Origin of the sequence: Rhizobium sp. FKL33 (assembly GCF_005222915.1) — a bacterium.
Classification (GTDB): domain Bacteria; phylum Pseudomonadota; class Alphaproteobacteria; order Rhizobiales; family Rhizobiaceae; genus Rhizobium_E.
Genome location: NZ_STFX01000024.1, coordinates 164590 through 188741, shown reverse-complemented (window position 1 = coordinate 188741; position 24152 = coordinate 164590). Strand labels below are relative to the sequence as shown.

Sequence of the window (24152 nt, the reverse complement as noted above, 5' to 3'; positions counted from 1 at the left end):
TGCCAAGTTGAGTGTATCAGAGCGCGCGAATGATCTGGCGCAACTGATCTTCCCTGGCCCCCAGCATCAGCACATTCTTGAAGGCCACCTTGGGGTCCTGGGTGCGGAACAACAGGCCATTGCCGCGCACGGCGGTGTTGATGGTGAGCTTCTGCTGTTCCTCGTCCTTCTCCACAGCGAGGGCAAAATACATCCGCTCGGCGCGCATATTGATCCTCTCGAAGGTCAGATGCTCGGCTTCGATGTCGGCGAAGAAATTGGCGATGTAGAACGCCCATTTCACCTCCTTGAATTCCGCGAAACTGGTCTTGGCGGCGGTGACGTGACAGTAGCCGAGATGCGGCGTGCCCTTGAGCGTGCGATGGAAGACGAGCTTGGGGAAACGGATCGAACGGTGGAAGGAGTTCAGCCGCTCATGGGTGCGCTCGCCCGCCGCCGTCAATTGCTTGCCGGCGCGTTCGGCGACTTCCTCATAGGAAAGGTAGCGTTTCTGGACGCCGTCCCAATTGGGGCGGTTGCGGTCGATGCGGCCGGTGCGCAGGAATTCGGAATGGAGGGCCGGCTTTTTCGGAGCCTGCTCCGCCTGCTTCTTCTCCTCGAAATATCGCAGCTGTGCAATCATCTCGGTCTTGTCTGTCAATCGTTGCTGCGCTTGCATTCGCTCGCTCTAGGCTCGTTCACTTGCATTGCAGGCTAGTGGGGCATGGTTACGCGAGGCTTGCCCAAGGCCGTGAAACTCAACGAAAATACTGCGCCGTCTCGGTTTCCGAAGCCGCCTGTTCCCCTCCTGGGAGCGTGAATGTCGCCCCGCCGATATGGCTGATGCCCAGGGCGCCTTTGGCGCTGACCAGATATTGCAGCACGGGCGGCCGTTTCGGCAGAAGCTCTCCCCGGCTCCAGGCGCGGGCCAGCATCTGTCTGTCGCCGCCGGTGGCGTTGACGTCGATATCCTCCTGCGCGCCGTCGATGCGCATCGGGCAGGCTTTTTCGTCGCAATTGGCGATGGAGGAGAATTGCCAGAGGAAATAGTTCTCCCAATGACCCATCGGGAAGACGCCCTTGATCTCCGGCTTGTAGCGCGCATACCAGAGCGGCAGCCGCGACAGCACCGGATACTCCTCTCGCTTCAGGGCGATCAGCTTCGCGGTGTCGTGATTGGTGTAGAGGACCGGATAGCGCCCGATGCGGGCCTTGATATGGCCGACGAAAATCTCGGCGTCCTCGAGCGACATGTATTTTTCGGAATCGAGGCCTTCTATGTCGATGGCGATGAGATCGTCGGCTGCCGGCCGTGCGTAGTCGAGAAAGTGATTGGCCTGGTCGACAGGGTTGCCCGGGCGCGCCAGATGATAGGCGCCCCAGAGCAGCCCGTTCTGCCGCGCGAGCAAGCGGCGTGTTTGGTAGAGTTCCCGGCTGACCGCATATTTGCGCCACATCGTCTTGCAATGCGCCGCCGTGTCGCCCTTATGCGGCTTCGAGCAGTCATAGACTTCCGGCTGACCGTCCGAGGCTTTGGAGATGAAGCCGGCGATGCGCTTGTTGGCGAACAGCTTCTCCCAGTCGAGAATGTTCAGCTCGTAGGCGTCGAGCACGATCGCCTGGCGCGGATCTTTCCACGGCTCGTTGTCGGCCGCGTGCGCGGCGGAAAGTCCCGCCAGAAAGGCTGTCGCCAGGATGATCGCTCGGAATAATGTCATGCTCGCCTTGCCGTTGTGTTCAAAGCAAAGCGTGCGCCACTAAGGTTAACAAGTGGTGAGAATGCGACCGGCTCTAGAAAAAGTCGGGCGTCATCATCAGGGCCATCGAGCCGACAATGGCCGGCGGCAGGATGTAAGGCACACCCTTCCGCTTCAACTTTCCGAGCATGGTGCGAAGCAGAAGCACCTGAGCCGAATATTTGCGGCGGCAGAAGGCGATCTTCCGGACATAATCCTCGATCTCCCAAAGCGCGCGGCTGCCCTGGGCGAAATAGGCGATATCGCCGGATTTCAGGAGCCGCGTGGCGCCGTCCTCCGTCGTCACCCGCACCGCGCCTTCGAGAATGACCACCGTCTCCTCGTCATGAAAGGTCCACCAGAAGCTTCCGGCGCTGCATTCCCAGATCTTGGTCTCCGCGCGGCCGTCGACGCTCGGCGAATGCAGCCCGGCCCGCGCTTTTGGAGCGCCAGAGACGATCCAGGCCGGATTGATCGGCGCGTCTTCGAGCGTCACGTCTTCAGGGCGTCCCGCCACGAACGAACCGTCCAGCGCCTTCAATGTGCCTGCACTCGCCTGAGCCATCTTCGAATTCCCTTTCTCCCGATTGACCCGTCATCGCACAAAACCATCGCGGAACCCTTGAACAGGTCGCTAAAGTTTTAGCGGATTGGGGTTCTTTCGGGTCAGGATCGCGATTTTGCCGGTCGCATGTTCCGAAACAGGCCACCTTGCCCCCACGGATGCGTTTGCGCTACCGATGGAAAGACGAAGGCAAGGACAAGGGAGAGACCTCTATGAAGATTCTGGTGATCGGCGCGAGCGGCGTGTTGGGCTCGGCGGTGGTGCGCGAATTGTCGGCGCGCCACGAGGTGATTTCCGCCTCGCGCAATGGCGACGTCAAGGTCGACGTAAAGGATGTCGATAGCATCCGGGCGATGTTCAAGACGGTCGGCGAGGTGGACGCGGTGGTCTCCGCCGCCGGCAAGGTGCATTTCGGTCCACTCAAGGACATGACCGCCGATCTCATGGCTGTCGGCATCAAGGACAAATTGATGGGTCAGGTCAATCTGGTGCTCGAAGGAACCTCTTTCGTTCGCGATGGCGGCTCGTTCACGCTGATCTCCGGCATTCTCGGCCATGACCCGATCCGCGCCGGCTCCAGCGCCAGCCTGGTCAATGGCGCGATCGACTCTTTCGTCAAGGCCGCGGCGATCGAACTGCCGCGCGGCATCCGCATCAACGCCGTCAGCCCGACTGTCTTCGAGGAATCCATGGAAGGCTACGGCCCGTTCTTCCGCGGCTACAAGCCGGTTCCCGTGGCCGACGCCGCGCTGGCCTATTCGAAAAGCGTCGAAGGCGCCCAAACCGGCCAAGTCTACAGGGTCTGAACCCTCACAGGATTCCCGCGCGCTTCAGAAGCATCCAGGCGGCGCCGATCGACAGCGTGATCAGCACGCCCGCGAAGAAGGTGCCGCCGTCGGTATGGGCGAAGGGCAGGTTTTCGGTGTTCATGCCGAAAAACCCCGTGACCAGCGTCGGCGGCATCAGGAAGGCGGTCAGGAGCGAGAGGATATAGAGATGGCGGTTGGTCTCGGCCTGCGCCCGGGAATCGATGTCTTCATGCAGAAGCCGCGCCCGTTCCTGCAGCGAAAAGACGTCCCGCTCCACCACCTCGATCCGTTCGGTGAGCTTCTGGGCGATTTCCTGAAAGCCCGCCGGCGCCTCGTCGTCGTCGGATGCGGCGGCGCGGCGGAGCAGCGCCAGTTCGGTGCGCAGGTGGCGATAGAGTTTCACGATCGAGCGCCGGGCAGGGGCCAGCCGGTGGCGCTCGTCCCTCTCGGCGTTTTCATAGACGAAATCCTCGATGCGGTTGAGTTCGTCGTTGATCTCCTGCGCCATCGCCATCACCGTGCGCTGGAATTCGATCACCAGGGTCGAGAACACATCCATCGGGCCTGAAACGCGCGCGCTGTTTTTCTCGAGCGCCTGCCGCGCCCGGTCGATGCTGCGCAAGGGATGCAGCCGCGTAGTGATGATCATCCGGTCGGTGATGGCAAAATGCAGCCAGCCGATCTCCGAGGTCATTTCGTCGAAGCCGCGTTGCAAGTCGATGATCGTGCCGCAGACGATGTCCAGCGACACCGACAGGGTCGCATGCGCGTCGCGGCTGGTCAGCGCCTGCACGGCTTCCGGCGGCAGGTCCGGGATGCGTTCGAGGAGATGCGGCACCCGCGCGTCCGACAGGCCCAGATGCAGCCAGAGAAAACCCTGTTGCGACAATAACGCGTCGAGATCGGTTTCCGGCGGCAGTCGCAGGCTCGAGCCGCTCTCCGGTTCGAAACGCGTCGCCCAGACGAAACCGGGAATGGCGGAGACGGGAAGCTCCATGCTGGCGACGTCCTTCTGTCCGAAATGCTGCCCGGACAGCAATAGGTCGCCGACATGACAGTTTTGCTACAAAATCATGACAGCGAGCGCACGACCGAGCAGATGCAGATCAGCGTGAAGATCGCCGGCAGAGTGAAGCGCACGCTGCGATGGATCTCCTCGATCAGATAGATGTTGCGGCGCACGGCGGGGAACTCCGCATGCTGCAGGCCGAGATGCACGAGCAGCGTCAGCACCAGATAGAAATAGCCGAGCGAGATCATGAAGGCGATCGGCGAATTGACCGACATCGATCCCGGAAAGCTCGATTCGAAGGTGAAGGACAAAGCCGCGAGCGCCAGCAGCGCCGAATAGGTAATGCCGGCGTGATCGACCTTGACCTTCTCCGGCGCCCAGAGAATGAAAAGCGACACCGACACCACCGCCGCAAACGGGATGAAGATGCGCAGCAGATAGCGCGGCCATTCGCGACTGACGGTCGCCGTCACGGTGGCGCGCACGAAAGGCTTGGCGTTCCAGCCATAGAATTGCGTGAGCGCGAAGGACAGCCGCTCCGGCCGCCAGTCCGAGATCGAGATCTGGTCGGATATGGCGGAGACTTCGCGGTCGCGATCATTGACCACGAAGATCACGTCGCTCGCCGAGTAGCGCGGCGCGGTGAAAACGAAGTCCAGGTTCTGCCGGTCGAAGGGGAAGGCGGCGAGATCGACGGAAATGCGGAAATCCGCATCCAGCTGCCGGATCAGGGAAATCGTCCCATCTGCGGAAATCGACAGCGCCACCGAGCGCGAGCGCGGCTCGCCGATCTGATTGGCGATCGTGACGTCGGGCGTCCAGATGGCGGCGATTTTGCTCTCGGCTTCCTCGCCGAAATAGTCATGGCGATAGACGCCGGCCGCGAGCGGATCGAAGGCCTGGTTCGGGTCTTTCCAACCTTGGGTGTATTCCACCCGCGCTGAAATCTCGCCTTTGGTTTCTTCCAGCCGGGTGATGTTGAGCAGCCGGACCGAAAGATGGGTCTCGATCGGCAGATGCACCCGTCCGGGCAGGGATGGCGGCGGAGCGGCGGCGGAAGCCTCGGGCGCCAGCGCGACAACCAACAGAATGAACGCGAGGAGCCTGACGAGCCGGGCCATCAGGCGTCTCCGCTGTTGCGGAGCGCCCGGCCGGCGCCGTCGCGCAGCTTGAGATAGGCGGACAGCGCCGTGGTGGGCGCGCCGATGCGGCCGCTCTGCAGATCATCCGCCAGTTCTTCGAGAGGGCGGAACACGAAGGCCCGGAGCGTCGCCATGATCACGCCAAAGGCGATCATCAGACCCGACAGCGCCACCACGATCACAGTCACCAATGTGGCGCGGAAAGCGCCTTCTTCTGTCGAGAAATCGCGGGCGACGATCATCGCGCCGATCACCTTGCCGGAATAATCGAGCAACGGCCTCGTCATGACGCCGATGGTCGCGGCGTCCCGCTTGGTGATGGTCAGTTCCGGGCCGCGCGACAGCTTGATCAATCCACCCTGCTGCAGCCCATCGAACAGCGCGCTATCGGTGGAAGCGTCGGGCTGAAGCTTTTCCCCGCGCTCGCCGAAACCGCCTTTCGCGGTCGGGATGTATTGCGGATCGAGGAAAATGGCGAAATCAGCGCCTGTCGAGGATTTCGACGCTTCCATCAGCATCTTCAGGCTGACGCCGACTTCCACCGTGCCGATCACCCGATCGCCGTCCATTGCGGCGGAAACGGCGCGAAGGCTGAGTCCCTTCAGGCCGATTTCCAGCCCCTTTTGCGGCTTGCGGCTGCGATTGGCGGCCAAGACCATCGGTCGGATCTTGGAGAGATCCTGGCCGAAATCCTCGGGAGCCCATACGCGCAGAAAGGATTTGATGTCGGCGGTCTGGAAATGCAGCACATCCATGCCGGCTTCCAGCTTCAGGCTGGCCAGCACCGGCTTCATCTTCTCAAGCAGCGCCGGTCGGTCGCCGGCTTTTATAAGCGCCACCACATCAGGGTTCTGGGCGATCAATTCCGAATGGCTGACGGTCAGGTTTTCCGCCTGGCTCATGGCGGTGGTCAGCACGAGGCTCGTCGCCTCAATTTCCTTCTTCTCGCTGTCGGAAAGCGCCGCGCGCCCGTCGGAATAGAGCATCCAGCCGCCGATCGCCAATGTGGCGCCGAGGATCAGACTGGCAATGACGGATATTCTGCGTTCGAGCTTCATGTTCGTCCCGCGATGGAAGTTAACGCCAGAGCGTTAGCGGGCGCAGAAAAACTTGTCGATGGCGGTGAACTATGCGGAATGATGCATTCTACATTTCGCTTTAATTGACGTTTACGTAAAAATCAATTAGATCGTCTTCCGGAAGACCGCGGCGCGCGCTGGGCTGCGGTGGGAAGATCAGCTTGGAGGAGCGGAATGTACAAGGCGCCCGTGGGAGAAATTCTGGCTGCGCTCAAGGCGCAAGGTCTCGACATGGCGCTGGGACGCGGCGCCTATGGGGAGCTCACAGGCGATGTCGTTGAGGCCATCGTCGAGGAGGCCGGCAAATTCGCCAGCGACGAGGTCGCGCCTCTGGGCGAGATCGGCGACAAGCAGGGTTCGCGGCTGGTCGATGGCGCTGTCAAGACGCCCGACGGCTGGGCCGATCTCTATACAGCCTGGTCGGCCGCCGGCTGGAACTCGCTCACCGCGCCGGAAACCTATGGCGGCCAGGCGCTGCCGCATATGCTGCTGGTCGCAACGCTGGAAATGTGGAACGGCGGTTCGCTCGCCTTCTCGCTCTGCCCGACCCTGACCATCGGCGCGATCGAAGCTATCGAGGCGCATGCGACCGACGCGCTCAAGGAGAAATACCTCCCCAAAATGATCTCGGGCGAATGGACAGGCTCGATGAACCTGACCGAGCCGCATTCCGGCTCCGATCTCGGCGTCATGCGCACGCGCGCCGAACGCCGCGACGACGGCAGCTACCGCATCTTCGGCCAGAAGATCTACATCACCTATGGCGAACACGATTTCACCGACAACATCATCCATCTCGTGCTCGCCCGCCTGCCGGACGCGCCGTCCGGCTCGCGCGGCATCTCATTGTTTCTCGTGCCGAAATTCCTCGTCCATGACGACGGCTCGCTCGGCGCCCGCAACGACGCCTATTGTCATTCCATCGAGCACAAGCTCGGCATTCACGGCTCGCCCACCTGCACCATGATCTTCGGCGACGGCAAATTCGGCGAGGAGAAGGGCGCGATCGGCTATCTGATCGGCGAGGAGAACAAGGGCCTCGCCTGCATGTTCACGATGATGAACAACGCCCGGCTGGCCGTAGGCATGCAGGGCGTCGCCGTCTGCGAAGCGGCGACCCAGAAGGCCATCGCCTACGCCAAGGACCGCACGCAGGGCCGTGCGCCAGGCTGGGCCGGCGCCGGCATGAGCCCGATCATCGAACATCCTGACATCCAGCGCATGCTCGCCACCATGAAGGCGCTGACGGCTGGTTCTCGTGCCATCGCTTACGCCTGCGCCCACGCCATCGACATGGCGCATGTGACGGACGGCGAGGAGAGCCGTCACTGGCAGGAGCGCGCCAATCTGCTCACGCCGATCGCCAAGAGCTTCCCCACCGATTGTGGCGTCGAGGTCGCATCGCTCGGCGTGCAGGTGCATGGCGGCATGGGCTTCATCGAGGAAACCGGCGCGGCCCGTCTCTATCGCGATGTGCGCATCACCCCGATCTATGAAGGCACCAACGGCATCCAGGCCATCGATCTCATCGGCCGCAAGCTGCCGCAGTCGAATGGCGCGCATGTGCTCGGCTTCATTGATGAACTCGCCGCGACCGTCGATCAGGTCCGCGCCTCCAACGATCCCGCCTTCGGCCGCACCGCCGACAAGCTCGACGCCGCGCTCGCCGATCTCCGCGAAGCCACCGCCTGGCTGCTCGCCAGTATGGGCGAGGGGAAGATGACCGAGGCGCTGGCCGGCGCCACGCCCTATCAGCGCCAGTTCGGGCTCACGCTCACCGGCGTCTATCTCGCCAAAGCCGCCATCACCCCGGTTGACGATGGCAGGGCCGAGACGCGCGTCGCGCTCGCCCGCTTCGCCGCCGAAAACCTGATCGCCGAAACCGCGGCGCTGAAAGATCGTGTGATGCACGGCGCCGAAAGCCTCGCCGCCGTTCGCGCCGCTTTTGCCTGAGGAGACTGACATGACCGACCATATCCTGATCGAACGTCCCGAGGCGCATCCCGGCGTCATCGTCATCCGGATGAACCGGCTCGACAAGAAGAACGCCATCACCCGCGACATGTATGGCCAGATGGCCTTGGCGCTGGCCGAGGCGGACGCCGATGACGCGATCCGCGCCGTCGTTCTCTCAGGCGGCCCCGGCTGCTTTTCCTCCGGCAATGATCTCGCAGATTTCATCCAGATCGCCGCCGCCGAAGGCGAGGCCAAGAATGTCATCGCTTTCCTGCATGAGCTGGCGCGCTTCACCAAGCCGCTTCTGTCGGCGGTCGATGGCATCGCCATCGGCGTCGGCGTCACCATGCATATGCATTGCGACCTGACCTTCGCCTCGACGCGCACCGTGTTCAAGACGCCGTTCACCGATCTCGCCGTCGTGCCGGAAGCCGGTTCGTCGCTGCTCGGCCCGCGCATCATGGGCTATCAGCGCGCTTTCGCCATGCTGGTGATGGGGGAGGGCTTCTCCGCCGAAGAGGCCCGCGAAGCCGGGCTGATCTGGAAGGTTCTGCCGGAAGACGAGGTCGAAGGCGCAGCGCTCGCCGCCGCGTCCCGACTGGCCGCCAAGCCGCGCGACTCGCTGATGATCTCGCGCCGGCTGCTGAAGGGCGACGTCGATGCGCTGCGCGATCACATGGATGAGGAGATGAAACACTTCCTCGCCCAGTTGCGCTCCAAGGAAGCCGCTGGCGTCTATGCCGGCTTTTTCGCCAAGAAGGGGTGACGGGTCAGAGCTTGGTGTCGGAAAATCCGTCTGCGGCGATCGCCGTGCAGAACTCCGCCCAGGAACAATCCTTGCAGGCCTGACGGATGTCTCCGCTCGCGAAGGCGGCGCGTAATGCCTCGACCCGCTCCGCGCTCAGCACGATGGCGGAGCCCTTGTCTGCGAGATCGGGCAGCAGGCTCGTGACCGAGGCGATGGCCGTGCGGTCCATCTCCATCGTCGACACCAGAGAACAGTCGTGGTCGGACATGTCGCGGCAGGCGGCGGTGAAGCCGTTGCAGATGTCATCCGGACCTTCTGTGAGTTCCACCGCTGCGCCGGCTTTGATCGCCGCGACCACCCGGCTCATATTGGCGACGAAGGCCGGCGTATAGCCGTAACCGCGATAGGTCAGCACGCATAAAAAATGATGCCCGCGCAAGCGCACGGGCATCATGTCATTCAACAAAATGTCGGATTGATCAGCCACGGATCAGGCTAGACGCGCCGGAGATCACGCCCTTGGCGATGAGGATCGCGAGCGCGCCCTTGACCAGGTCGATGGCGATGAACGGAACCACGCCGGCCATGAAAGCGGCCTTGAGGTTTTCGATCAGGGTCGGCTGGCCCATGAAGGTCGAGAGCCAGGCTGCGCCGCAAGCCATCATCACGATTTCGCCAATCACGACGGCAACGGCCGCGCCGACATAACCGCGAGCAAAGCCGCGATCGACCATCCAGCCGATGATCACGGCCTGCAGGAAGAAGCCGGCGAGGTAGCCGGCCGAAGGGCCGAGCGGCATAAGCGACTTGAACTGGGCGAACACCGGAAAGCCCATCGCGCCTTCGAGCAGGTAGAGGCCGAGCGAGGCTGCGGCGAGGCGGTGGCCGAAGGTCAGGCCGATCAGGATCACGGCGAGCGTCTGCAGCGTCGTCGGCACCGGCTGGCCAATCGCTATCTGCGACATGGCGGCGAGGAACAGGCTGCCGCCGAACGCGATGGCCGCCTTGCGGGCGAGCGTCGAGCCGAACAGCGTGTCGAGCGTCTGGGCGCCCGAGGAGAGAGCGAGATTTGCCATCGGAAATTTCCCTTCCTGCGAAATATGGTGCTTCCTCTGTCACAAACCGGTCACGGCTTGTCAATCCGTCCTTCGGAGAGGTTAACGATTTTATCCCGCGCCGCAGCGTGGGCGAGTGTGGACCCGCAGGGCCGGAACGGCTATATCAGGCTCCATGACGACACGCCTTTACGAACACCAGGTCTTTCTCGCCCATCATGTTCCGGAAGGCCATCCGGAACGCCCCGATCGTTTGCGCGCCCTGAACGCGGCGCTCGAACATCCGCATTTCTCCACGCTCGACCGCAAGGAAGCGCCCGTCGCCAATGAGGACGCGGTGCTGCTCGCCCATCCCGAGGAGCATCTGTTCTCGGTGATGCGCTCCATGCCCGAAGAAGGCGTGCGTCAGATCGAGGCCGACACCCATGCCAGCCCCGAAAGCCTGAAGGCGGCGCTGACCGCCATCGGCGGCGCCATGGCCGGCGTCGACGACGTCTTTGCCGGCAAGGCCGACAATGTCTTCGTGGCGGGCCGCCCGCCGGGCCATCACGCCGAGCATGACAAGGTCATGGGCTTCTGCTTCTTCAACACCGTGGCCATCGCCGCCCGCCATGCGCAGAAGACCTATGGCGTCGAACGCGTCGCCATTGTCGATTTCGACGTGCATCACGGCAATGGCACCCAGGATATTTTCTGGAACGATCCGTCGGTGCTGTTCTGCTCGACGCATCAGATGCCGCTCTATCCCGGCACGGGCGCCAAGGACGAGACGGGCGCTCATGATACGATTGTGAACGCGCCGCTCAGCCCCAATTCTGCCGGCGATCATTTCCGCGAGGCGATGAAGAGCCGCGTGCTGCCGGCGCTCGAAAATTTCCAGCCCGATTTCCTGCTGATCTCGGCCGGCTTCGACGCCCATCACCGCGATCCGCTCGCCCAGATCAATCTGGTCGGCGACGATTTCGACTGGATCACCGGCCGCCTGATGGAAATCGCGGGGAAATATGCGTCAAACCGTCTCGTCAGCGTGCTCGAAGGCGGCTATGACCTCGAAGGCTTGGCGGAATCGGCAGGCCTGCATATCGCGCGACTGATGAGGGGATGACGATGACCGACACGACAGAACTTTCCGGCCTCACCTTCGAACAGGCCGTGCAGGAACTGGAATCGATCGTTGCCCGTCTCGAACGCGGCGACGTGCCGCTCGATCAGTCGATCGCCATTTACGAGCGCGGCGAGGCGCTGAAGAAGCATTGCGAGACCCTGCTCGGAGCCGCCGAATCCCGCATCGAGAAGATCCGCCTCGACCGCGCCGGCAAGCCCGCAGGCGTCGAGCCGCTCGACCCGGCCTGAACCGGGAATCGCGTCTGTCTTCATAGTATTGGGGGCGTTGACCCCCGCAGCCAAGCCCGCTAGCGTCCCGCCTCATCATCAGGAGGGACCCTATGACCAAACAATTCGCCATAGCCGCCGGGATGATTGCCCTTGGCGCGAGCACTGCACTGGCCAACGACACCACCGCCGTCTTGAAGACCGGCGGGCTGGAATTCACCCGCCGCGCCGATATTTCCATGGAGAAGGAAGTCCTCTTCATCTCCATGAAGGAAATCCGCGTCGATTACGTGTTCCGCAACTCCTCCGACAAGGCGGTCGACACGCTGGTCGCTTTTCCGATGCCCGATATCGAGGGCGGCCCGATGTCGGACGTCTCCTCGGGCGATCAGAACCGTGACAATTTCCTGGATTTCACCGTCATGCAGGACGGCGAGGCGATCGAGCCCGAGCTTCAGCAGCGCGCCTGGGCCAATGCGCTCGACGTGACCGAAGAGATCAAGGCGGCCGGCGTCTCGCTCCTGCCCAACAGCGACGAGACCATCAAGGCAGTGGAAAACCTGCCGCAGGAAACCCGCGACAAATGGGTCGCCGACGGCCTGCTCCGCATCGACAGCTGGGATCAGGGCAATGGCGAAGAGACCCATTACATGCCGATCTGGACGCTGAAATCGGCCTATTACTGGCGCGCCCATTACGAGCCGGGCGTCGATATCAAAGTGTCCCACACCTATAAGCCCAGCGTGGGCGGCACCGTGCAGCCGGCCTTCCTGGACGAAAACCGGCAGCCCCAGGGGCAGTATTATGAGGAATACAAGGCCAAATACTGCATCGACGACGCCTTCGTGCGCGCAGCCCAGAAGACGCTGAAGGCCCTGGACGAGGGCAAGCCCTATCACTACGAATCCTGGATTTCCTACGTGCTGACCACCGGCGCCAACTGGGCGGGTCCGATCAAGGACTTCACGCTGATCGTCGACAAGGGCTCGAAGGACAACTATGTCAGCTTCTGCGGGACCAACGTCAAGAAGATCGGCCCGACGACCTTCGAGATGAAGGCGACGGATTTCTGGCCGGAAAAGGATCTCGATATTCTGATCCTGAATTACAATTTGCAGGCGGGAAATCCGGGCTGATGGGAGTGGAAGGGTGATGGGCACGGCCACTTACGTAAGTGGCGCGCCCTTCGCTCTGTTCACCGCCCATTCCAAGCGGTCCCTATGGTTTGGGAAACAATATTGCCTCGTAATTCATCGCGCCATTGAGGATATGCAGCACCTCAATGGCGTCTCCATTGATGCGATAGAAGATCAGATAGTCGCCATAAGTGCGGCGGCGCACTCCTGTGTGCCCATAGCGTGGAACCAGTGGATAGGCGCGAGGCATCTCACGCAACTGACGGCAAAGCGAAAGAAGCTCTTGAACGAAACTCACCGCCCGCTTTGGATTGTCCGCAGCAATATAATCACCGATCTGCTCGAGGTCTGCTTCGGCCTCGTCGGTGATCACAACGAACATGGTCACCCATCCCTGGCCATCTTCAGATATTTCGCGCTCAGCCGGTCCGCGACATCCTCAATGGGCTTCATCCGCCCAGCGTCGGCGTCGGCCAGGCCACGAGCGATTGCCGCATCCAGGGCGCTCAGCCGGGTGTCGCGTTCTTCGAGCAAACGAACACCTTCCCTGAGAACGTCGCTCCGGGATGTGTAGCGGCCTGACTTCACGAGGTCAGCCACATAGCTTTCCAACTGGGGGCCGAGATTGTCACTGCGCGGCATCGTTTTTCTCCGTCGAGGAATTATGCCACGCTTGCCGGCGTGTCCGCAAGAAGCTCCGCGACCGGCAGATCCCTCTCAATCATAAAGCTGATACTGCTCCCACTCTTCCCGCGGAACCCTGCTTCCGATCTTGTAGTCGAACCTGACGACATCGACATGGTCGGGGCTGGTGGTGCAGCTGTAGGAGAGCCGGTACCATTCGCCCTTGCGGCGGAAGACGGCGCCGGGGGCGTCGATATGGGCCTTGCGGTAGCGCGGGTCGGCGAAGGTGTAGGCGATCACCTTGTCGCCTTTCACTTTGGCCATGCCTTCGGTGTCGCAGCGCTGCTCCAGCTGGTCGCGTGGCGCCAGCCGCTTGATCTGGCTGAGCATTTTCTGGTCGATGGCGTGTGCCGGCATGGGCGCGAGGAGACTGGCGGCCAAGGCTGCCATTCTTCTGGTCTTCATTCCGTTTCTAACCTCGTTCAGTCTGCTGAAAAGCGGTCGGCAAAGCGACGGCGAAATGTCGTCAGGTGACGATCATGCGCATCGGCGCATGCGATGCGCGTCCCAAATTCCACCACAGTCGGGCGAGAATGGGGCCGCGGCTTGATTGAGCCGGGAGAACCGCGCCTGAGGGCGGCGCGATGGAGCAAAAACTCAGGCGAGGCGTTCCGCAAGATCGCGTCCCAGCGCGGAAAACACCGCGCCGACGATGCCCTTGCGGTCGAGACCGGCGTAAGCGTTCATCGCCTCGGGCTTGGCCTGGTCCATATAGATGTCCGGCATCACCAGCGGCCGCACCTTGAGGCGGCCGTCGAGCAGGCCCTCGATCGCCAGCGCATGCAGCACATGCGCGCCGAAGCCGCCGATCGCGCCTTCCTCCACCGTCACCAGCACTTCATGGTGCCGCGCCAGCTGACGGATCAGCTTGAGATCCAGCGGCTTGGCGAAGCGGGCGTCGGCGACCGTGGTCGACAGGCCCGCCGCATCGAGATCTTCCGCCGCCATCAGACAGTCGGCAAGGCGGGTGCCGAAGGACAGGAGCGCCACTTTCGAACCCTGCTTGACCACGCGGCCCTTGCCGATCTGCAGGATCTCGCCGCGTTCGGGCATATCGACGCCCACGCCTTCGCCTCGCGGATAGCGGAACGAAATCGGGCCGTCGTCATAGGCGGCCGCCGTGCGCACCATATGCTTGAGTTCCGCCTCGTCGGCGGCGGCCATCACCACCATGCCCGGCAGCGTGGCGAGGAAGGTCGTGTCGAAGGATCCGGCATGGGTCGGCCCGTCGGCGCCGACATAACCGGCGCGATCGATGGCGAAGCGCACCGGCAGCGACTGGATCGCCACGTCATGCACGACCTGGTCATAGGCGCGCTGCAGGAAGGTCGAATAAAGCGCCGTGAACGGCTTGTAGCCATCGGCTGCAAGGCCGGCGGCGAATGTCACGCCATGCTGTTCGGCAATGCCGACATCGAAGCAGCGCTTGGGGAAAATCTCGCCGAACTTGTCCAGCCCCGTGCCGGTGGGCATCGCGGCGGTGATGCCGACGATCTTGGAATCGTGATGGGCCTCCTGGATCAGCGCATCGGCGAAGACCGAGGTGTAGGACGGCGCGTTCGGCTTTGCTTTCGCCTGCGCGCCGGTGATGACGTCGAACTTGTTGACGCCGTGATATTTGTCGGCGGCGGCTTCGGCGGGCCCATAGCCCTTGCCCTTCTGCGTCACCACATGGATCAGCACCGGACCGGTGGAATTGTCGCGCACATTGCGCAGCACCGGCAGGAGATGGTCGAAGGAGTGACCGTCGATCGGGCCGATATGGTAGAAGCCAAGCTCCTCGAACAGCGTGCCGCCGGTCACATAGCCGCGCGCATGCTCCACGGCGCGGGTGATGGCCCGATCGACCTTCTTGCCGAGATAGGCGGTCAGCTTCTTGCCGAGTTCGCGAAAGCCGAGATAGGTGCGGCCCGAGGCGAGGCGGGCGAGATAGGCGCTCATCGCGCCCGTCGGTGGGGCGATCGACATGTCGTTGTCGTTGAGGATCACGATCAGCCGGGCGTCGAGCGAACCGGCATTGTTGAGCGCTTCGAACGCCATGCCGCCCGACAGCGCGCCGTCCCCGATCACGGCGATGACATTGCGCCTGCGACCATCGAGGTCGGCCGCCACGGCCATTCCCAAGCCTGCGGAAATCGAAGTCGAGGAATGGGCCGCGCCGAAAGGATCATATTCGCTTTCCGCCCGTTTGGTGAAGCCGGACAGACCGTTTTCCTGCCGGAGCGTGCGGATGCGGTCGCGCCGGCCGGTGAGGATCTTGTGCGGATAGCATTGATGGCCGACATCGAAGATGATGCGGTCGTCAGGCGTGTCGAACACTTTGTGAAGCGCGATGGTCAGCTCGACCACGCCGAGACCCGCGCCCAGATGGCCCCCGGTCTTGGAGACGGCGTCGATCATCTCGACCCGAAGCTCAGCGGCGAGCTGCGGCATCTCCTTGTCGTCGAGCTTGCGGAGATCCTCGGGATAGGAAACCTTGTCGAGGAGCGGCGTCTGGGGCATTGCGTTCACGGGCTGGTCCTGTCACCGGACAAAGTGGAAGCCGGCTTATTATCGCTCTTTGAGCCTTTTTCAACAACAAACAACGCTGAAAATGAGGCGCGCATCGGGACATACTAGCCCGATTGGCCGCATACGCCAAGCATGCGACGGAAAACGCGTCCTTACGTCGCCGGCAAGGGGATGAATTCTTCCTCGTCGCCGGGCACGATATCGAACTTGCCGGTGCGCCATTCTTCCTTGGCCTGTTCGATCCGTTCCTTCGACGACGAGACGAAATTCCACCAGATGTAACGCTTCTCGGCCATCGTCTCGCCGCCAAACAGCATGATGTGGCAGCCTGCCGGCCCCGCCGTCAGGTCGATCGCGTCGCCGGGCCTAAACACCAGCAGTTGATCGGCGGGATGTTCGATGCCGGAGATGATCACCGAGCCGTCGAGCACATAGGCGGCGCGCTCTTCCGCGCCGGCCGGGAAGGGACAGGTTTCGCCCGCGCCGATCGTCAGGTCGACATAGAGCGTATCCGTCGGCGTCCTCACGGGCGAGGTCAGCCCCTGCCAGGAGCCGATCACCACGCGGCCGCGCGAAGCGCCGTCCTCAAAGCTCGGCAGGTCGTTCACGCCGGTATGGGCGAAGAAGGGATCGATCTCCTCATGGCTCTCCGGCAAAGCCAGCCAGGTCTGCAGGCCCGAGATCGAAAAGGGCTTGCCGCGCAGCTTGTCCGGCGTCCGCTCGGAATGCACGATGCCGCGTCCGGCCGTCATCAGATTGATGTCGCCGGGCTGGATCACCATGCCGGTGCCGAGACTGTCGCGATGATGGATCTCGCCGTCGAACAGGTAGGTGACGGTGGAGAGGCCGATATGCGGATGCGGCCGCACATCCATCGCCTGGCCGGCGCGCAACAGCGCCGGGCCCATTCGGTCGAAAAAGATGAAGGGGCCGACCATGCGGCGCTTGGCTGTCGGCAGCGCCCGGCGCACTTCGAAATTGCCGATGTCGGACGAGCGTGGAACGATTAGAAGCTCGACCTGGTCGACGGCGTGCGCGTCGCCGGGCTCTGGATCGTGGCCGGGAAAGAAGGACATGGTCTGGCTCCTGTTCAGACAACGACTATGGCCGAGGAGCCGGAAAATGAAAACCCCCGGACGGCGGACCGTCCGGGGGCGTGTTGCAGGGGAGGGACGCCGATCAGAACTCTTCCCAATCGTCCTTTACGGCCAGATTGCCGCTCGCCGCCCGCGGAGAGGCGCTCCGGCTGCGTTGCGGCGCGCTGAAGGTTGGGCTCGCCATCCGCGCGGCGGTGTTGCGCAGAAGGTTGGCATGGCTCGCCGTCTGGACGAGGGCGAATTTGCCGACGAGATCGCGCAGTTTGGCGGCCTCCTGGGCTAGCGTCGCCGCAGCCGCGCTCGACTGTTCGACCATGGCGGCGTTCTGCTGCGTCGAGTGGTCCATCGTGGAGACGGCGGTGTTGACTTCCTTCAACCCGATCGACTGTTCGCGGGACGCGGTGGAGATTTCCTCCATCTTGCGATTGATCGTCAGGATGTGGCCGCCGATCGAATTGAGCGCGGCGCCCGCGTCACGCACCAGCTTGACGCCATTGCCGACTTCGTTCGACGAGTTCTGGATCAGGCCCTTGATCTCCTTGGCGGCGTTGGCCGATCGCTGGGCGAGCTCACGCACTTCCTGCGCCACCACCGCGAAGCCCTTGCCGGCGTCTCCGGCGCGGGCGGCTTCGACGCCCGCGTTCAGCGCCAGAAGGTTGGTCTGGAAGGCGATTTCGTCGATTACGCTGATGATGCTGGCGATCTTGCCCGAGGAATCCTCGATGCGCTGCATCGCGGCTTCGGCATTGGCGACGATCGCGCCAGATTTGCTGGCATCGGCATTGGCGACCGTGGCTTCTTCCAGCACTTCCTCGGTCAGATGCGCCGAGTTGGAGACGTTGACGGTGATCTGTTCGACGGCGGACGTCGTCTCCTCCAGCGATGCGGCTTGCGATTCCGTGCGTTTGGCGAGATCGGCGGCGCCGGTGGCGATTTCGCGCGAGCCGGCGTCGATGACGGTCACGCTGGCCCGGATGGCGGAAAGGGCGTCGCCGAGTTGCTTGACCGACGCATTGAAATCGTGGCGCAGCGGTTCGAAATCAGGCGCAAAAGCCTCGGTGAGTTCGAAGGCGAGGTCGCCGTCGGCCAGGCGCTTCAACCCGCCAGCGAGACCTGACGTCGCCTGCTTGAGGCGCGCAGCCGCTTCCGCTTCGGCGCGGGCCTGCGCCTCCAGTCGATCGCGCTCCATGGTCCGGCGGTTCTCTTCGGCTTCCGCCTCGAGCGTGCGGTTGCGCTGGAAGGCGGCGCGGAACACGTCGAGCGCGCGCGCCATGGAGCCGATCTCGTCGGCGCGGTCTTGGCCATTGACGTCGACGGAAATGTCGCCATTGGCAAGATGTTCGGTGGCGGCGGCGAGCTTGCGCAGCGGCCGGATCGCGGTCAGGCGCAACAGCAGGGTGATGGCCCCGAGCGCCACGGCGAGAACGGCGACGCCGATCATCAACTTGCTCTTGATCGCTGCGGAGACTGCAGCCCGCTCGGGCGCGAGATCGACAGCGGCGCTATAGGCGCCCACGATTTCCCCGGCCTGAATGTTCATCTTCGCCGTGTGGCAGGCCGCGCAGGCCGGATCGGCCGCCGAACCCTGTCCCAGAATGACGGGACGGGTGATGCGCATATGATCCCCTGTCACCGTAACCTGGGCGGATTTGTCTGAGATCGTCTTTTCGTCGACGTCGTCTTTCGGTCCTTCGACTTCCGTCGCGCCTTCCGATTTCTGGAAAGCCACGATCTTCGGACCCATGACCAGCCAGAGATCGACGCCGCGGCTCTGTGCGGAAAAGCGATCCATGGTTCCGTCGAGCGTGCCGATCGCCGGATCGCCGTCGGCAACCTTGTCCCGGTTCAACATGGCGCTGACATGCACGGACTCCAGCATGTCGAGCGCTGCATCGCCGCGCTTTCTGGCGTTATCCTCTATCGCCGCATGCTGCTGGGAAATTTCATAAGTCAGATTGGCCGCCCCGACCAGAACCAGAACCGCGGCAACGCTGCCGATGATCTGCACCGACAGCGGCAGAGAATTGATGATGGATTTCAAGATAGCCCCGCCCTATTCGACTCGAAGGTTTGACAAAGCGCAAGCCATGCGAAACCTGACTATGTTTTAGCCATATAAAATTAATGAAACGTTGGTTCGTCACGTGGATTTACTTTTCTTGCTCTGCGCGCAACCATCTGTAAAAACAATATAAAATTGCATTTGATAACACTATTATGCGCTTTCGCTCCGGCGCTCACGGCGGGTCCGCCGGGTGGCGCCGGAAAAAAGCAAACGGCGCGGGACCGAAGCCCCGCGCCGCGTTATGAAATCTTATCGGCGATGTAATCAGAACTCTTCCCAATCGTCCTTGACCGCCGCATTGCCATGCGACGCCGCCTTGGCGGCGGGACGGGCCGGGGCAGGGCGAGCCGCAGTCGGGCGGGATGCTGTGACGGGACGCGCCATGGCGGCGGCCGTTTGCCGAAGCGCCGCCGTCTGGGCGGCCGCTCCATGGTCCAGCCGGAACTGGGCGACGAGATCGCGCAGCTTGCCGGCTTCCTGGGCGAGCGAGGCTGCGGCGGCGGTCGATTGTTCCACCATCGCGGCGTTCTGCTGCGTCGTCTGGTCCATCTGGTTGACGGCGACATTCACTTCCGCAAGTCCTGTCGACTGTTCGCGGGCCGAGGTGGCGATCGATTCCATATGACGGTTGATCGTGCCGATATAGCCGCCGATCGTCTTCAGCGCCTCACCGGTGTCGCGCACCAGCTTCACGCCGCTTTCGACTTCCGAGGTCGAGTTCTGGATCAGGCCCTTGATCTCCTTGGCGGCCTGCGCCGAGCGTTGGGCGAGTTCACGCACTTCCTGGGCGACGACCGCAAAACCCTTGCCGGCTTCGCCTGCGCGTGCGGCTTCGACGCCGGCGTTGAGCGCCAGCAGATTGGTCTGGAAGGCGATCTCGTCGATCACGCCGATGATGTTTGAGATCTGCTGGCTCGATTGCTCGATGCGCTGCATGGCCTCTTCGGCATGGGCGACCACCTGGGCGGACTGCGCCGCGCTCTGGTTGGCCGATTGCGCCACGCCCCGGGCCTCGTCGGTCAGCTTGCTGGAGCTCGAGACATTGGCGGTGATCTCGTCGAGCGCCGCAGCCGTCTCTTCCAGCGATGCAGCCTGCTGCTCGGTGCGCTTGGAGAGGTCGGACGCGCCGGACGCGATTTCGCGGGTGCCGGAATCGATGGAGCGCGTGGCTTCGGCGACCGATGCGAGCGTATCGCGGAGCTGCGAGACCGCTGCGTTGAAATCCTGGCGGAGACCTTCGAAATTCGCGGCGAACGGGCGATCAAGCGTGACGGACAGATTGCCGTTGGACAGCTGTTTCAACCCGTCGGCGAGACCGGCCGTGGCTTCGGCCATTTCGCTGGCGCGGCGGCTGTCGATCTCGGCCGAGCGGGCGCGCTCGGCTTCCGTCGCCTTGCGCGACCGGTCGGCCTGGGTTTCGAGGTCGCGGGCCTTGAGGCCGTTGTCCTTGAACACCTGCACCGCCTTGGCCATGCCCCCGATTTCGTCGCGACGATCAAGGCCGTCGACGGAAACGGTGAGATCGCCATCCGCCATGCGACGCATGATGTCGCCCAATCCCTGTATGGGCTTGGTGATGCTTCCACGGATCAGAAAGGCGCCTGCGCCGGAAACGAGAGCCAGACCACCGATGAAGGCGACCGACAGCCATCCAACCATGGAATTTGTCTCAGCCGACAATTCGGTGTTTTCGGCGCTCGTCCGCGCCACCACCTGTTTGGTGTAGTCGGCCATCTTGTTGGTCATGGCCAGGATCTCTGGCTGGCAGTGCTTATAGAATTCTTCCTGGATTTTTTGATTTTCCAGCGGATCGAGCGTGTTCATTCCGGCGGTGATGACGCCCGCGCAGGTCGTATCCGCAACCGTCAGCCCTTGCGCCTTGAGCGTTTTGATGATCTGTTCTTCAGGCATCGCTTCAATCGCAGCGTCCATATAATTAATGAACTTGTTGCGAGCCTCGTCGAACTCCCGTTTGCTTGCCTTCACCACCTCCGGGTCGACTGCCATGATGATGTCGCCAATTGCGGCGCGCATCGTCTGAAAATTGCGCGCCGATCGTGCAACGGCAATCGTGGATGTGGCTTCCTGAGCGAGGAGGTCGCTATACTCGGAATCGATATGCTTCATCTGCAGGATTGAAAAACCTGCAATACTCAGTGAGACGACCGCGAATATCCCCATGATGACAAGGAATTTTGAAAGAATTTTCAGATTTCGCATTTCAACTCCCGCAATTAGAATTTGTCTATCCGGCGACCCTCGTTCTTTCGAGGATTGTCTATATTGACTTGACCCTTGATTAAGTAAAAAATGGAAAAGAAAAGTTAAAATATAAGTATAGGCACTAGCACTATTGTTGCATATTACTACAATGTAATATAATGGCGAATTTTACGATAGCCGTGTGCTCCGACAGAACCGATTGTCCCGGTTGCGGGGGATTTGCGGCGCATGCGCGCGATGGCGCTTCAGCGCGAGTTCGGTGTCTGGGAGGCTGTGAGCGGACCGGCAGCAGCGCTTGCGCCATCCAAAGAGTGAATTGGCGAGGATCCGTGACGCGAGCCGCACGCCCCCGGAAAAGCAAACGGCGCGGGACCGAAGCCCCGCGCCGTCGCATCATAACCGTGGCGTATGTTTCAGAACTCTTCCCACTCGTCCTTCACCGCCGCATTGCCATGCGACGCCGCCTTGGCGGCGGGACGGGCCGGGGCAGGGCGAGCCGCGGCCGGGCGGGATGCGGCGACCGGACGCGCCATGGCGGCGGCCGTCTGGCGAAGCGCCGCCGTCTGGTTTGTCGCGCCTTGATCGAGCCGGAACTGGGCGACGAGATCGCGCAGCTTGCCGGCTTCCTGGGCGAGCGAGGCGGCGGCGGCGGTCGACTGCTCCACCATCGCGGCGTTCTGCTGCGTCGTCTGGTCCATCTGGTTGACGGCGACATTCACCTCCGCAAGTCCTGTCGACTGTTCGCGGGCCGAGGTGGCGATCGATTCCATGTGACGGTTGATCGTGCCGATATAGCCGCCGATCGTCTTCAGCGCTTCGCCGGTGTCGCGCACCAGCTTCACGCCGCTTTCGACTTCCGAGGTCGAGTTCTGGATCAGGCCCTTGATCTCCTTGGCAGCCTGAGCGGAACGCTGGGCCAACTCGCGCACTTCCTGGGCGACGACGGCGAAACCCTTGCCGGCTTCGCCTGCGCGTGCGGCTTCGACGCCGGCGTTGAGCGCCAGCAGATTGGTCTGGAAGGCGATCTCGTCGATCACGCCGATGATGTTTGAGATCTGCTGGCTCGATTGCTCGATGCGCTGCATGGCCTCTTCGGCATGGGCGACCACCTGGGCGGACTGCGCCGCGCTCTGGTTGGCCGATTGCGCCACGCCCCGGGCCTCGTCGGTCAGCTTGCTGGAGCTCGAGACATTGGCGGTGATCTCGTCGAGCGCCGCAGCCGTTTCTTCGAGCGAAGCGGCCTGCTGTTCGGTGCGCTTGGAGAGGTCCGACGCCCCGGAGGAGATTTCGCGGGTGCCCGAGTCCATGTTCTGCACCGCAACCGACACCGAGGCGATGGTCTGCGACAGCTGCTGGACGGTGACGTTGAAATCCGCCCTCAGGCTTTCATATTCGGCGGCGAAGGCCGTGTCGATCCGGCAGGTGAGATCGCCGGAAGCGAGCTTCTTCAGGTTTTCGCCGAGCGTCGAGGTGGCGATGCGCAATTGTTCGGCTTCGCGCGCTGTGCGCTGCTGTTCGGCGACGCGGTTACGCTCCGCCTCGCTGCGCAGTTGCTCGCTTTGGCCTTCGAGTTCGCGGGCGCGCAATGCATTGTCCTTGAACACCTGGACTGCGACAGCCATTCTTCCGATTTCATCGCGGCGGTCTCGGCCGGTCACATCGACGTTAAGGTCGCCGTCGGCCAGCTTCGCCATGCCCGAACGCATCATGTCGAGCGGTGCGACGAGCCAGGCGCGAATGGCGAAGTAGGCGGCCGCCATGATGATCGCAGTGCCAATGACCATACCGGCAAGGGTGGAATTGGCTGTGAAGATCGATTCAGCCGTCAATTCGTCGCTGACTTCAGCCGCCACGGCTTCCAGCTTTTTCGTCTTCTCGGCGATTTCCTTGCTTAATGGCGGAAACTTCGGCTGGCATTGGCTTCTGAATATCTCAATCGCCTTTAAAACTTCTGCATCTGATGTGGTTGCCGCGCCTGCCGTAAATGACGTCGCGCAATCCTTGTCTAGGATTGCAATCCCTTGTTCGCGAAATGCTTTCAGGTTCTGGTCGTCCGGGAGCGCCTTGATGGCTGTGTTCGAGAAATCGTCGAAGCTCTTTCGCGCCGCAGAAAATTCCGCTTTTGCAGTTTCAACAGCTGCAGGATCGGAAACCATGATGGTTTCGCCGATCGCTGCTCGGGCGTTCTGGAATGCGCGATTGGACTTCGCGAGAAACTGGGCTGCGCGCTGTTCCTTCAACAGAAGTTCGGAGTAGGCGGTGTCGACCTGCTTGATTTTCTGGCCTGCATATAGCGACGCTGCGATCGCATAAACGCCGAACACGATCAGTATCAGCAGGACTTTGTAGACGATAGGAGTGTTTTTCATGGCGATCCTTCGAGAATCTGGTCCGATCGCACTTTGGAAGAGTTCGCCTGCATCCCACCCTCTAAGGGTTTCGAAACGCAAGCGCAGACGAAATCATTTCGCGCTGTCTCACCCCGAGAGGTGCGGTGTCGTCGCGGTCAGCCGTCAGTTCTTTACAGAACGTCACGGTCCATGGTTAAGGCTACGAGAAAGTAGTTTAGTGATGCTTAAAAAACGATCGTCTAATGGGTGTTTCTGCATTGGAAACTCGCACCTGAAATGAAAAACGCGGGGCCGAAGCCCCGCGCTGTTCTGTTCATGGTCGAGTTGTTTGCTTAGAACTCTTCCCACTCGTCCTTCACAGCGGCATTGCCATATGACGCCGCCTTGGCGGCGGGACGGGCCGGGGCAGGGCGAGCCGCAGGCGGGCGGGATGTCGCAACGGGACGCGCCATGGCGGCGGCCGTCTGGCGAAGCGCCGCCGTCTGGGCGGCCGCTCCATGTTCCAGCCGGAACTGGGCGACGAGATCGCGCAGCTTGCCGGCTTCCTGGGCGAGCGAGGCTGCGGCGGCGGTCGATTGCTCCACCATCGCGGCGTTCTGCTGGGTCGTCTGGTCCATCTGGTTGACCGCGACATTCACTTCGGCCAAGCCGGTCGACTGTTCGCGGGCGGAC

At 62.4% G+C, this 24152-nt stretch carries 22 protein-coding genes and 1 pseudogene; 6 read left to right on the top strand and 17 right to left on the bottom strand.

Features of this window, described 5'->3' with window-relative positions:
• Positions 1-16 precede the first annotated feature (16 nt).
• From E8Q41_RS16140 to E8Q41_RS16130, 3 genes are all read right to left on the bottom strand, one after another.
• A complete protein-coding gene (locus E8Q41_RS16140) occupies positions 17-619 on the bottom strand; it encodes a DUF6656 family protein (protein WP_137156649.1) in 603 nt (200 codons plus the stop codon).
• A 118-nt stretch (positions 620-737) separates the two neighbouring features.
• Positions 738-1697: a GH25 family lysozyme gene (locus E8Q41_RS16135; protein WP_137156576.1), complete on the bottom strand. Its 960-nt coding sequence runs from the start codon at positions 1695-1697 to the stop codon at positions 738-740.
• Positions 1698-1770: 73 nt separating this feature from the next.
• Positions 1771-2280, bottom strand: a complete 510-nt coding sequence (locus tag E8Q41_RS16130; RefSeq protein ID WP_137156575.1) for a cupin domain-containing protein — start codon at positions 2278-2280, stop codon at positions 1771-1773.
• 212 nt (positions 2281-2492) lie between these two features.
• On the opposite strand from E8Q41_RS16130, the gene E8Q41_RS16125 reads away from it, so the two are divergent.
• Positions 2493-3086, top strand: a complete 594-nt coding sequence (locus E8Q41_RS16125; RefSeq protein ID WP_137156574.1) for a short chain dehydrogenase — start codon at positions 2493-2495, stop codon at positions 3084-3086.
• Positions 3087-3090: 4 nt separating this feature from the next.
• On the opposite strand, the gene E8Q41_RS16120 is transcribed toward E8Q41_RS16125, so the two are convergent.
• The 3 genes from E8Q41_RS16120 to E8Q41_RS16110 all read right to left on the bottom strand — a co-directional run bounded on the left by E8Q41_RS16120 (position 3091) and on the right by E8Q41_RS16110 (position 6301).
• Complete coding sequence (locus E8Q41_RS16120) at positions 3091-4086, bottom strand: transporter (protein ID WP_137156573.1); 996 nt, start codon at positions 4084-4086, stop codon at positions 3091-3093.
• A 74-nt stretch (positions 4087-4160) separates the two neighbouring features.
• On the bottom strand, positions 4161-5222 hold the full coding sequence (locus E8Q41_RS16115; protein ID WP_137156572.1) for a neurotransmitter-gated ion-channel ligand-binding protein: 1062 nt from the start codon (positions 5220-5222) through the stop codon (positions 4161-4163).
• Positions 5222-6301 (bottom strand): cache domain-containing protein, encoded by a 1080-nt coding sequence (locus tag E8Q41_RS16110; protein WP_137156571.1) that lies wholly within the window; start codon positions 6299-6301, stop codon positions 5222-5224. The genes E8Q41_RS16115 and E8Q41_RS16110 overlap by 1 nt, the downstream gene beginning before the upstream one ends.
• Positions 6302-6496: 195 nt before the next feature.
• On the opposite strand from E8Q41_RS16110, the gene E8Q41_RS16105 reads away from it, so the two are divergent.
• Both E8Q41_RS16105 and E8Q41_RS16100 read left to right on the top strand, forming a co-directional pair.
• Entirely contained in the window at positions 6497-8275 is a 1779-nt protein-coding gene (locus E8Q41_RS16105) for an acyl-CoA dehydrogenase (RefSeq protein ID WP_137156570.1), read from the top strand.
• Positions 8276-8285: 10 nt separating this feature from the next.
• Entirely contained in the window at positions 8286-9044 is a 759-nt protein-coding gene (locus tag E8Q41_RS16100; protein WP_137156569.1) for a crotonase/enoyl-CoA hydratase family protein, read from the top strand.
• A 4-nt stretch (positions 9045-9048) separates the two neighbouring features.
• On the opposite strand, the gene E8Q41_RS16095 is transcribed toward E8Q41_RS16100, so the two are convergent.
• Positions 9049-9477 carry a DUF1284 domain-containing protein gene (locus E8Q41_RS16095; protein WP_137156568.1) on the bottom strand — a complete coding sequence of 143 codons (429 nt, stop codon included), beginning with the start codon at positions 9475-9477 and terminating at the stop codon, positions 9049-9051.
• Positions 9478-9505: 28 nt separating this feature from the next.
• A complete protein-coding gene (locus E8Q41_RS16090; protein WP_137156567.1) occupies positions 9506-10102 on the bottom strand; it encodes a biotin transporter BioY in 597 nt (198 codons plus the stop codon).
• A gap of 154 nt (positions 10103-10256) precedes the next feature.
• On the opposite strand from E8Q41_RS16090, the gene E8Q41_RS16085 reads away from it, so the two are divergent.
• The 3 genes from E8Q41_RS16085 (at position 10257) to E8Q41_RS16075 (ending at position 12549) form a co-directional block, all read left to right on the top strand.
• The gene (locus E8Q41_RS16085; RefSeq protein ID WP_137156566.1) at positions 10257-11186 is read left to right on the top strand and encodes a histone deacetylase family protein; all 930 of its coding nucleotides are present in this window, start codon (positions 10257-10259) and stop codon (positions 11184-11186) included.
• A 2-nt stretch (positions 11187-11188) separates the two neighbouring features.
• Positions 11189-11434 carry an exodeoxyribonuclease VII small subunit gene (locus E8Q41_RS16080; protein WP_137156565.1) on the top strand — a complete coding sequence of 82 codons (246 nt, stop codon included), beginning with the start codon at positions 11189-11191 and terminating at the stop codon, positions 11432-11434.
• Between the two features lie 92 nt (positions 11435-11526).
• Positions 11527-12549: a DUF4424 domain-containing protein gene (locus tag E8Q41_RS16075; RefSeq protein WP_137156564.1), complete on the top strand. Its 1023-nt coding sequence runs from the start codon at positions 11527-11529 to the stop codon at positions 12547-12549.
• Between the two features lie 82 nt (positions 12550-12631).
• Here E8Q41_RS16075 and E8Q41_RS16070 read toward each other — a convergent pair whose 3' ends face one another.
• The 9 genes and pseudogenes from E8Q41_RS16070 to E8Q41_RS25930 all read right to left on the bottom strand — a co-directional run.
• Positions 12632-12931 (bottom strand): type II toxin-antitoxin system RelE/ParE family toxin, encoded by a 300-nt coding sequence (locus E8Q41_RS16070; protein ID WP_137156563.1) that lies wholly within the window; start codon positions 12929-12931, stop codon positions 12632-12634.
• Between the two features lie 2 nt (positions 12932-12933).
• Entirely contained in the window at positions 12934-13191 is a 258-nt protein-coding gene (locus E8Q41_RS16065) for a type II toxin-antitoxin system ParD family antitoxin (protein ID WP_137156562.1), read from the bottom strand.
• Positions 13192-13266: 75 nt separating this feature from the next.
• Positions 13267-13623 carry a DUF930 domain-containing protein gene (locus E8Q41_RS16060; RefSeq protein ID WP_137156561.1) on the bottom strand — a complete coding sequence of 119 codons (357 nt, stop codon included), beginning with the start codon at positions 13621-13623 and terminating at the stop codon, positions 13267-13269.
• Between the two features lie 207 nt (positions 13624-13830).
• Positions 13831-15744, bottom strand: a complete 1914-nt coding sequence (gene dxs, locus E8Q41_RS16055; RefSeq protein ID WP_170976515.1) for a 1-deoxy-D-xylulose-5-phosphate synthase — start codon at positions 15742-15744, stop codon at positions 13831-13833.
• 152 nt (positions 15745-15896) lie between these two features.
• Positions 15897-16820, bottom strand: coding sequence for a pirin family protein (locus E8Q41_RS16050; RefSeq protein ID WP_137156560.1), 924 nt, complete (start codon positions 16818-16820; stop codon positions 15897-15899).
• Between the two features lie 103 nt (positions 16821-16923).
• Positions 16924-18882 carry a methyl-accepting chemotaxis protein gene (locus E8Q41_RS16045; protein ID WP_246660213.1) on the bottom strand — a complete coding sequence of 653 codons (1959 nt, stop codon included), beginning with the start codon at positions 18880-18882 and terminating at the stop codon, positions 16924-16926.
• A gap of 288 nt (positions 18883-19170) precedes the next feature.
• A complete protein-coding gene (locus tag E8Q41_RS16040; protein WP_137156559.1) occupies positions 19171-21126 on the bottom strand; it encodes a methyl-accepting chemotaxis protein in 1956 nt (651 codons plus the stop codon).
• A gap of 416 nt (positions 21127-21542) precedes the next feature.
• Positions 21543-23498, bottom strand: a complete 1956-nt coding sequence (locus E8Q41_RS16035; protein WP_137156558.1) for a methyl-accepting chemotaxis protein — start codon at positions 23496-23498, stop codon at positions 21543-21545.
• A 314-nt stretch (positions 23499-23812) separates the two neighbouring features.
• Positions 23813-24152, bottom strand: a pseudogene (locus E8Q41_RS25930) (methyl-accepting chemotaxis protein); the annotation flags it as partial.

Coding starts and splice junctions, on each gene's coding strand:
- E8Q41_RS16135 (WP_137156576.1), bottom strand. CDS start 1,697: ATGACATTATTCCGAGCGATCATCCTGGCGACAGCCTTTCTGGCGGGA.
- E8Q41_RS16110 (WP_137156571.1), bottom strand. CDS start 6,301: ATGAAGCTCGAACGCAGAATATCCGTCATTGCCAGTCTGATCCTCGGC.
- E8Q41_RS16130 (WP_137156575.1), bottom strand. CDS start 2,280: ATGGCTCAGGCGAGTGCAGGCACATTGAAGGCGCTGGACGGTTCGTTC.
- E8Q41_RS16050 (WP_137156560.1), bottom strand. CDS start 16,820: ATGTCCTTCTTTCCCGGCCACGATCCAGAGCCCGGCGACGCGCACGCC.
- E8Q41_RS16115 (WP_137156572.1), bottom strand. CDS start 5,222: ATGGCCCGGCTCGTCAGGCTCCTCGCGTTCATTCTGTTGGTTGTCGCG.
- E8Q41_RS16090 (WP_137156567.1), bottom strand. CDS start 10,102: ATGGCAAATCTCGCTCTCTCCTCGGGCGCCCAGACGCTCGACACGCTG.
- E8Q41_RS16065 (WP_137156562.1), bottom strand. CDS start 13,191: ATGCCGCGCAGTGACAATCTCGGCCCCCAGTTGGAAAGCTATGTGGCT.
- E8Q41_RS16070 (WP_137156563.1), bottom strand. CDS start 12,931: ATGTTCGTTGTGATCACCGACGAGGCCGAAGCAGACCTCGAGCAGATC.
- E8Q41_RS16080 (WP_137156565.1), top strand. CDS start 11,189: ATGACCGACACGACAGAACTTTCCGGCCTCACCTTCGAACAGGCCGTG.
- E8Q41_RS16105 (WP_137156570.1), top strand. CDS start 6,497: ATGTACAAGGCGCCCGTGGGAGAAATTCTGGCTGCGCTCAAGGCGCAA.
- E8Q41_RS16100 (WP_137156569.1), top strand. CDS start 8,286: ATGACCGACCATATCCTGATCGAACGTCCCGAGGCGCATCCCGGCGTC.
- E8Q41_RS16035 (WP_137156558.1), bottom strand. CDS start 23,498: ATGAAAAACACTCCTATCGTCTACAAAGTCCTGCTGATACTGATCGTG.
- E8Q41_RS16120 (WP_137156573.1), bottom strand. CDS start 4,086: ATGGAGCTTCCCGTCTCCGCCATTCCCGGTTTCGTCTGGGCGACGCGT.
- E8Q41_RS16040 (WP_137156559.1), bottom strand. CDS start 21,126: ATGCGAAATCTGAAAATTCTTTCAAAATTCCTTGTCATCATGGGGATA.
- E8Q41_RS16075 (WP_137156564.1), top strand. CDS start 11,527: ATGACCAAACAATTCGCCATAGCCGCCGGGATGATTGCCCTTGGCGCG.
- E8Q41_RS16095 (WP_137156568.1), bottom strand. CDS start 9,477: ATGCCCGTGCGCTTGCGCGGGCATCATTTTTTATGCGTGCTGACCTAT.
- E8Q41_RS16060 (WP_137156561.1), bottom strand. CDS start 13,623: ATGGCAGCCTTGGCCGCCAGTCTCCTCGCGCCCATGCCGGCACACGCC.
- E8Q41_RS16125 (WP_137156574.1), top strand. CDS start 2,493: ATGAAGATTCTGGTGATCGGCGCGAGCGGCGTGTTGGGCTCGGCGGTG.
- E8Q41_RS16085 (WP_137156566.1), top strand. CDS start 10,257: ATGACGACACGCCTTTACGAACACCAGGTCTTTCTCGCCCATCATGTT.